A 4,184-nucleotide genomic window follows, 5' to 3' on the forward strand; every position below is an offset into this window, starting at 1 on the left:
CACGCACGTGGGCCGCACCGGCGACATTGGCCTCTTCAAGATCGTTGCCGAAGGCGGCGTGGCGGCTGGCATTCGACGTGTCGAGGCGGTGACCGGCGACAACGCGCTGGCCTACCTGCAAAGCCTGGAGAACACGGTGAACGGCCTGGCCGGTTCGCTGAAGGTCTCGCCCAACGACGTGCCGGCCCGCGTGGCCGGCGTGCTCGACCAAGTGCGTGCGCTGGAGAAGGAACTGGCCGCCCTCAAGGGCAAGCTCGCCAGCGCCCAGGGCGACGAGTTGCTGGCCCAGGCCGTGGACGTGAAGGGCCTCAAGGTGCTCGCCGCCATGCTGGAAGGCGCCGACGCCAAGGCCTTGCGCGAGACCATGGACAAGCTCAAGGACAAGCTCAAGACCGCCGCCATCGTGCTGGCCGCGGTGGACGGCGGCAAGGTGCAGATCGCCGCGGGCGTGACCAACGACAGCATCGCCAAGGTGAAGGCTGGCGAGCTTGTCAACTTCGTCGCCCAGCAGGTGGGTGGCAAGGGCGGCGGCAAGCCCGACATGGCCATGGCCGGCGGCACCGACCCCAAGAACCTCGGGGCCGCCCTGGCCTCGGTGAAGGGCTGGGTGGCCGAGCGGGTGTGATCTAGGCGATCGCGTCGCCGGTCAGCCGCACGGCACCGGACGACGCGATCAGCTTGTTCACGTCGAGCAGGGTCAGCATCTGCTTGTTCCCGCGCACCAGGTGCTCGCCGCTGTGCGGGCCGTGTTGCACTGCCTGCATCGAGCCATTGGGCACCTCGAAGACCGGCCCGAGTTCATCCACCCGCAAAGCGAAGCGCTGACCCCCTGGCCCTTGCGCCACGACGACGGGTGCGTCGATGTCGGTGGTGGGGCGGTGCGTACGCAGTCGCGCGAGGTCGATCACCGGCAGCAATTGCCCTTCGAACATCGTCATGCCCAGTACATGGGTCGGCGCGTTGGCGATGGTGGCCAGGCGCGGACGCTGCAGCGCCTGCAGGGCGGCCGAGGCGGGAATGCCCAGCCATTGGCCGTCGCAGAGGAAGCTGGCGATCGACATGGCCGAGGCCGTGTGCCGGCCAGCGGGCGTGGCCGCTTCGAAGGCCGGCACCGCCGGTGCGGCGGCGGCCTGGTGTTTGCCAAGACGCAGCAGCATCAGGCCGGCTACGTCATCGGGCGAGCTGGCGGTGGTGCTGCGGTATTCGCGGTAGCCGCCCGACATCGCATAGCCCGCCACGTAGGCCGTGCCGTCGATGTCGATCACCGCGGTATCGGCTTCACCGCGCGCCAGCGCGGGCAGGCCGGGCGGCAGCGGGGCCGCGCTGCCCACGGGCCAGCGTGCATCGCTGCTGGAGACGACCTGGCCGCTGCGCGTGACCAGCAGGCTGGCCACGCTGCCGGGTGGCTGTGCCTCGTGGCCTTGCGGCAATGAATCGGCGAGCATGGCTTCGAACTGCGGCTCGCCGTCGAACACGATGGCGATGCCGCCGACCACGCGGGCCTGTGCATCGGGGCTGCGCAGTGCGGCTGCGAACACGTAGGTGGCGCGGTCGCCGTAGAACGGGCTGGGGGCGTGCGCCGAGGCGGTGTAGCTCTGCGAGTCGCGCAACGCCAGCGTCTCGCGCACCCAGGGCGCATCGAGTGTCTGGCCGCGCCATTGCGAGGCCGCGGGGTCGGAGACGGCCACCACCTGGCCCTGCGTGTCGAACAGCACCAGCAGCGAATACACCGTGTAGAGGCCGTTGATGCGCGCCAGCACGCTGGCGGCCGCGCTCGCGTCGCGTTGCTCGGGCGGCTGGGCCAGCACCTGGCGCAGCACGCCGTCGAGTGCCCACCAGCGGCAGTCGTTGGCGCGCTCGTAGAGGTTGCGGTCCATGATGTCGATGGCCAGGCGGGCGTGGTGGCGTGCCTGCTCGAAGACCGCGGACAAGGTGGAGAGGTGGAGCTGGTGCGTGGCCTGGTCGAAGACCTGGCGGATACGTTCGCCCGTCAGCCCCACTTCGCGCAGCAGGGTGGCGGCGAAAGCGCCCGACGCGCCGGCGGCGACCGGTTGCAGCTTGCCGTTCCACAGTACGCGCGAGAGGTCGCGCTGGATGCGCAAGGCCTCGGGCGGGATGCTGCGCAGTTCTTCGTTGAAGTGCTCGCGGGTGTCGATGCGGGCGAGCACGTTCCCGGTGGTCGTGCTGGCTTGTTCGTCATCCTCGCGTGGTTCGAAGGCCTGGTCGATGGAAACGAGCACGCGCGCCGACCAGCCCGGCCCGTGGTAGCCCTCGTAGGCGTTGGCCGCGGCGCTCACGCTCAGGTATTCGCGGCCGGCAAAGCGCAGGTGTTGGTGAGCTTGTGCAGCGTCGGCCGGCGGCAGTGTGGCGCCGAGCGGCAGCTGCCAGCGGTCGGACGAAGCCAGCACCTCGCCCTGCGCATCGACCAGCGCGATGACCGCCGGGTCGCCTGCCGGCAGCAGCTGCTGGAACACGCTGCGCATCTCGTCGGCCAACCGGAACGACAGGCACATCACACCCAGCGTGGCAGACCCGCTGCGGATCGCGGCGGCGTAGAGCAGGGCGTTGCGGCCGCCCATGGTGGGCGAGGGGCCGTAGTGCTCGACGTAGGGCTCGCCCGCCAGGGCGCGGGCGAGCCAGGGTTCATTGCAGCGGGGTGCGTCGATGCGGCCATCGAGCCGCGCCAGCACGCGGCCATCGGTTGCCAGCACCACGATGTCGTCGTACACGCTGTACTTGGCGGCGTAGTCGGCAAAGCGCGCTTCGAGCTGGTGGCGCTGCGCATCGTCGGGCGCGTCGGCCTGCATGAACTCGCGCACGGCGGTGTCGGTGGACAGGAAGCCGATGTCGGCCGTGCGCTCGAACAGGTTGCGCACGAGGATGTCGATCGCCACCTGGCCCTGGTTGCGCATGTGCTGCGTCACGTTCGTGAGCAGGCAGCGGCCCAGGCTGTCGAGCAGGGTTTCGGTGAGCGCCTGGAAGGCGCTGCGCGTGGCGGCGATGTCGGGCAGGGTGCCGCTCATCTGGCCCAGCATGGAGAGCGTGTCCCACACGCCTTGCAGGCGAAGCAGCGACTCGCGGTATTCGTCGACCGCCGGCATGCGGGCCACGAGGGGCGCCACTTCGGGCGAGAAAGGAATGCCACGGCGCCAGATCTTCTTCTTGCTCATCTCGATGCAGCTCGTTGGTGGTTTGCCCGGTCGGTTGACCGATTACCCGGCTAGGCTACGAACCGGGCCACAGGCCGAACCGGAGAAAAGCAGTCTTTCCACCCCGCATTCATTCGTGTATGCAAGCCTGTCGGCTTGACGCACCATGGCAGGGCTTCAATACTGCCGCCAACCGCCCGACTGCACCGCCCCGATGCACACAACCCGCCCTGGAAGCGCACTGATGCGAAAGCACCGATTGATCGACCTCGCTGTGTTTGTGGCCGGCTCACTGTTGCTGAGCGGGCTCGGGCAGGCCCAGCAAGCCGACCCTCCCGTCGAAACCACCTTGTCGTACTGGTTCACGCCACTGGCCGTGGCGCGGACCTTCCAGCAGGCCTGCGTGCTGACCGGTGGCGAGGAGAGTGCTGCCGTCGACTGGGCCCTGTCGCAAGGCTTCGACCCGGCCGAAGCCACGCGCGGCAACGTCGATGGCCTGCTGCGCGGCGAGCCTGGCAGCGTGCTGGCGGCACCCGGCACACGCGGGCGTGTGTTGCTGGCCGCGGCGGCCGGCCGCCAATGCACGGTCTGGGTCGACCAGATGGCGGGGCCCTTGCTGCGCAATGCGGTGATCGAGGCCCTTCAATCGCTCACCAGCAAGGGTGCTCGCCTGCAGCTGCAGGTCGACCGCAACTTCGAGCGTGCCGGCGCCTGGCGCAACCAGATGCAATGGCGCTACCGTGCCGTGGGCGCGTCCAGCGATCTGGGCCTGGGCGCGGTCACAACCTTGTCGGACGGCCCTGCGACCCAGGCCCTGAACGCCGCGCCGCTGCCGGCCACGCCGGCCTTCGCGCCCGACGGCATGCCCACGCGCTGAAGCGGCCTGGGTGCCCCCGCCATAATCGCGACCTGCCTCCCCGGGGCGCCCCGTCCATGCAAATCGGCTTTTCCATCAACGAGACTCTGTGCCTGCTGAGCCTGGCCAGCGGCGCCTGCTGGTGGGTGTGGCGCAGGCGACTGCGCCGCAACCCGCCG

The 4,184-nt window shown here is 69.7% G+C and carries 3 protein-coding genes; 2 read left to right on the top strand and 1 reads right to left on the bottom strand.

Annotation, left to right across the window (positions count from 1 at the left end; all coding sequences use genetic code 11):
• A partial coding sequence (locus VFL64_RS16605) for a DHHA1 domain-containing protein (RefSeq protein WP_489541490.1) occupies positions 1-625 on the top strand: 625 nt, incomplete at its 5' end.
• A gap of 1 nt (position 626) precedes the next feature.
• Here the strand turns inward: VFL64_RS16605 and VFL64_RS16610 are convergent.
• Positions 627-3,170: a chemotaxis protein CheW gene (locus tag VFL64_RS16610; protein ID WP_489541491.1), complete on the bottom strand. Its 2,544-nt coding sequence runs from the start codon at positions 3,168-3,170 to the stop codon at positions 627-629.
• A 223-nt stretch (positions 3,171-3,393) separates the two neighbouring features.
• On the opposite strand from VFL64_RS16610, the gene VFL64_RS16615 reads away from it, so the two are divergent.
• The gene (locus VFL64_RS16615) at positions 3,394-4,026 is read left to right on the top strand and encodes an NMCC_0638 family (lipo)protein (protein ID WP_489541492.1); all 633 of its coding nucleotides are present in this window, start codon (positions 3,394-3,396) and stop codon (positions 4,024-4,026) included.
• The last annotated feature ends 158 nt before the right edge of the window (positions 4,027-4,184 follow it).

It is taken from the genome of Rhizobacter sp., assembly GCF_035702065.1.
Lineage (GTDB): Bacteria > Pseudomonadota > Gammaproteobacteria > Burkholderiales > Burkholderiaceae_C > Rhizobacter.